This is a genomic window from Micromonospora sp. MH33 (assembly GCF_003013775.1).
GTDB classification, from domain to species: domain Bacteria; phylum Actinomycetota; class Actinomycetes; order Mycobacteriales; family Micromonosporaceae; genus Micromonospora; species Micromonospora fulviviridis.
Genome location: NZ_MUYZ01000481.1, coordinates 1 through 3196, shown reverse-complemented (window position 1 = coordinate 3196; position 3196 = coordinate 1). Strand labels below are relative to the sequence as shown.

Below are 3196 nucleotides of genomic sequence, written 5' to 3'. Positions count from 1 at the left end.
CGCCCGCCGGACGGCTCGCCGAACGGCCGGCGGCCGGACCACTCGCCCCGGCTGGTCAGCGGGCGCAGCTCCACCCGGACGCCGGCCCGGGCCAGCCGGGCCCAGGAGCGGCCGACCGGGGAGGCGTCGAAGCCGGTCGCCGCGGCGGGGGAGTCCCACACCACGAGGGCGGCCCACCGGGTCAGGTCGGTGTCGCCGGGACCGAAGCCGGTGCCGGTCCCGGTGCCGAGCAGCTTGGCGAACCGGACGCCGGGCATCCGGCGCAGCCGCGCCGGGTGGGTCGCCATCCGGGCCAGCGCCCGGGGGACGGCCGTCCGGGGGATCCGCCACACGTGCAGCGTGACGAGTTCGGGAGTCACGCCACCTCGGTCGGGGTGCCGGAGGTGAGTCGCAGCAGCTCCGCGTACGTGGTGGGGAAGACCGCCTGCGGCACGCCGCCGGCCGCCCACACCTCGTCATACGTCGCCAGCGCGGTGTCCACGAGGGTGCGCAGCGGCTGCGGGTGGCCGACCGGGGCGACCCCGCCGATCACCTGCCCGGTGTGCCGCTTGACGAACTCCGGGGTGGCCCGGCGCAGGTGGGTGACGCCGAGGGACGCGGCCAGCCCGGCGGTGTCCACCCGGTGCGCGCCGGAGGTGAGCACCAGCAGCGGCGCGTCGTCGGCGTCGAAGACGAGCGAGTTGGCGATGGCGCCGACTCCGACGCCGAGCGCCTGGGCCGCCGCGGCGGCGGTGTGCACGGCCTCGGGCAGCAGGCGGACCTGGCTCGGGCCGCCGGAACCGTCCCGCGCGCCCGCGTCGTCGAGCGCCCGCTGCACCGCCTGCACGTTCGGGTGTGGCTGCATGCCCTCATTCTCCCCACCCGTCCACCCCCGCTGGCACGCCCCCGCCCCACCCCCGGTGCGTCGATCATGAAGTTGTTGTCGCGACGCGCCGGTGGCTGGCCGACAACTTCATGGTCGACGGGTCGCGCGGGTGGCGATGAGCGCCTCGATGCCGTCGAGGATCCGGGCCAGGCCGAAGTCGAGGGCCTGGTCGGGGGTGTTCGGGTCGATGTCGCGCAGGGCGGCGTCGAGCGCGGGGAACCGCTCCTCCCGGCCACGGACCAGGACGTCGAAGGCGGCCTCCCGGCTCCCGCCGGGAGCGTCGTCCGGTGCCGCGTGCTGGGCCAGGTTGCGGGCGTGCCCGACCAGGAGCACCGCGACGTCGAGCTGCTCGGCGCCGGTCAGCCCGGTGCTGGCGAGGGCGGCGACCACCCGTTCCAGCCAGGCCAGCTCGTTCGGGCCGGGCACCCGGGGGCCGACGGTCGCCGCCTGGGCCCACGGGTGCCGGCGGAACCGGTCGAACAGTTGCCGGGTCCAGTCGTCGAGCCGGCCGCGCCAGTCGGCGTCGGCCGGCGGTGCGGGCGGCTCGCCGACCGCCGCCTCCAGCATCAGCGCCACCAGTTCGGCGCGGCCGGGCACGTAGCGGTAGAGCGCCATCTTGGTGACGTCCAGCGACTCGGCGACCCGCTGCATGGTCAGCCCGTCGAGCCCGTCGGCGTCGGCGATGGTGATGCCGGCCCGGGCGATCGCGGCCAGCGTGAGGGTGGGCCGTGGCCCGCGCCGGGGGCCGGGCGGGGTGCCCCACAGCAGCTCGTACAGCCGGCGTTGGTCGAGGCCACCGGTCTCCACGGTCACCCCCCTTGTTCTCGGATCGAAACTGTGTCTACAGTACTCTGTATCCGAGGGACACAGTTTAGAACGGGGGAAGACATGCCCACTCCACTGCGCGGTTTCCGCGTGCTCGTCTCCGGCGCCGGGGTGGCCGGCCCGGCGGTGGCCTGGTGGCTGGCCCGGCACGGGGCCGAGGTCACCGTCGTCGAGGCCGCTCCCGCACTGCGGACCAGCGGCTTCGCGGTCGACTTCCGCGGGCCGACCCACCTCGGCGTGCTCGCCGCCATGGGCGTCCTCGACGAGCTGCGCGCGGTGCAGACCCACGCCGGCGCGATGAGCCGGGTGGACGAGCACGACCGGGAGGTCTTCCGGCTGCCGGCCGAGTTCGCCGGCGGCGAGCTGGAGGTCCGCCGCCGGGACCTGTCCCGGATCCTCCACGAGCACGGCGCCGACCGGGTCGGATACCTGTTCGGCGACCGGATCACGGCGCTCACCGAGACCGCCGACGGGATGCGGGTCGACCTCGCCCGGGGCGCCTCCCGCACCGTCGACCTGGTGGTCGGGGCGGACGGGCTGCACTCCGGGGTGCGCCGGCTGGCGTTCGGGCCGGAGTCGGCGTACGTCACCCACCTCGGCTACCACCTGGCCGGCTGGGACCTGCCCAACGACCTCGGGGCGGGCCCGGTCCCGCGGCAGTACAACGTGCCCGGCCGGATGGCCAGCGTGGCCGCCGACCAGCGCGAGCCGGACCGGGCCACCGCCCTGGTGGTGTTCGCCTCGCCCCGCCAGGACCACGACCGGCTCGACCTCGACCGGCAGAAGGCGCTGGTCGCCGACGCCTTCGCCGGGCTGGGCTGGCACGTGCCCCGGCTGCTGGCCGGCCTGCGGGACGCGCCCGAGCTCTACTTCGACGCGATCGCCCGGGTCAGCGTGCCCCGCTGGCACGCCGGCCGGGCGGTGCTGCTCGGCGACGCGGCCTGGGGGGTGACCCTCGGCGGGATGGGGGTGGGCACGGGCCTGGTCGGGGCGTACGTGCTCGCCGGCGAGCTGGCCCTGGCCGGGGGCGACCACCGGGTGGCGCTGCCCGCGTACGAGCGGCGGATGCGGGCCTACGCCGGCCGCTGGCAGCGCGGCGCCAGCCCCGGCCACTTCCTCGCCCCGGCCACCGGCTGGGGGCTGTGGCTGCGCGACCGGCTGCTGGCCACCCGCCCGGTCCAGTCGCTGCTGGTGCGTAGCACCGGGTCGCTGGCCACCGAGGCCGACCTGCCCGACTACGCGGCGCGGGTCTGAGCCGCCGCTCGGGAGCCGGGCCAGTTCGGGGTGGCCCGGACCCGACCGGCGGCGTCCACCAGCAGGGCCGCGTACCCGTCCAGGGCGGCCAGCCAGTCCAGCGCGTCCGCGCCGCGGGCGACGGCCGCGGTGGCGTACACGTCGGCCCAGAGCAGCTCGGGGCCGACCACGGTGACCGACCGGACGGCCTCGGCCGGCCGGCCGGCGCGTGGGTCGGTGATGTGCGCGCCGCGCCGCGCGGTGCCCGACGTG

General features: G+C 77.0%; 4 protein-coding genes and 1 pseudogene. 1 reads left to right on the top strand and 4 read right to left on the bottom strand.

The genetic code is table 11. The features are described 5' to 3' along the window. The 3 genes and pseudogenes from B0E53_RS34725 to B0E53_RS34715 all read right to left on the bottom strand — a co-directional run. Positions 1-359: pseudogene (locus B0E53_RS34725) on the bottom strand (monooxygenase); the annotation flags it as partial. Then, a complete protein-coding gene (locus tag B0E53_RS34720) occupies positions 356-844 on the bottom strand; it encodes a YbaK/EbsC family protein (RefSeq protein ID WP_107079750.1) in 489 nt (162 codons plus the stop codon). The pseudogene B0E53_RS34725 and the gene B0E53_RS34720, both read right to left, overlap by 4 nt. 108 nt (positions 845-952) lie before the next feature. Further along, a complete protein-coding gene (locus B0E53_RS34715; protein WP_246835754.1) occupies positions 953-1678 on the bottom strand; it encodes a TetR/AcrR family transcriptional regulator C-terminal domain-containing protein in 726 nt (241 codons plus the stop codon). A gap of 75 nt (positions 1679-1753) precedes the next feature. On the opposite strand from B0E53_RS34715, the gene B0E53_RS34710 reads away from it, so the two are divergent. Further along, on the top strand, positions 1754-2944 hold the full coding sequence (locus B0E53_RS34710; RefSeq protein WP_107079749.1) for an FAD-dependent monooxygenase: 1191 nt from the start codon (positions 1754-1756) through the stop codon (positions 2942-2944). Here B0E53_RS34710 and B0E53_RS34705 read toward each other — a convergent pair. Further along, positions 2926-3196 (bottom strand): FAD:protein FMN transferase (locus B0E53_RS34705; RefSeq protein ID WP_210406336.1); only part of this gene is annotated, 271 nt, incomplete at its 5' end. The two genes, B0E53_RS34710 and B0E53_RS34705, sit on opposite strands and share 19 nt — an antisense overlap.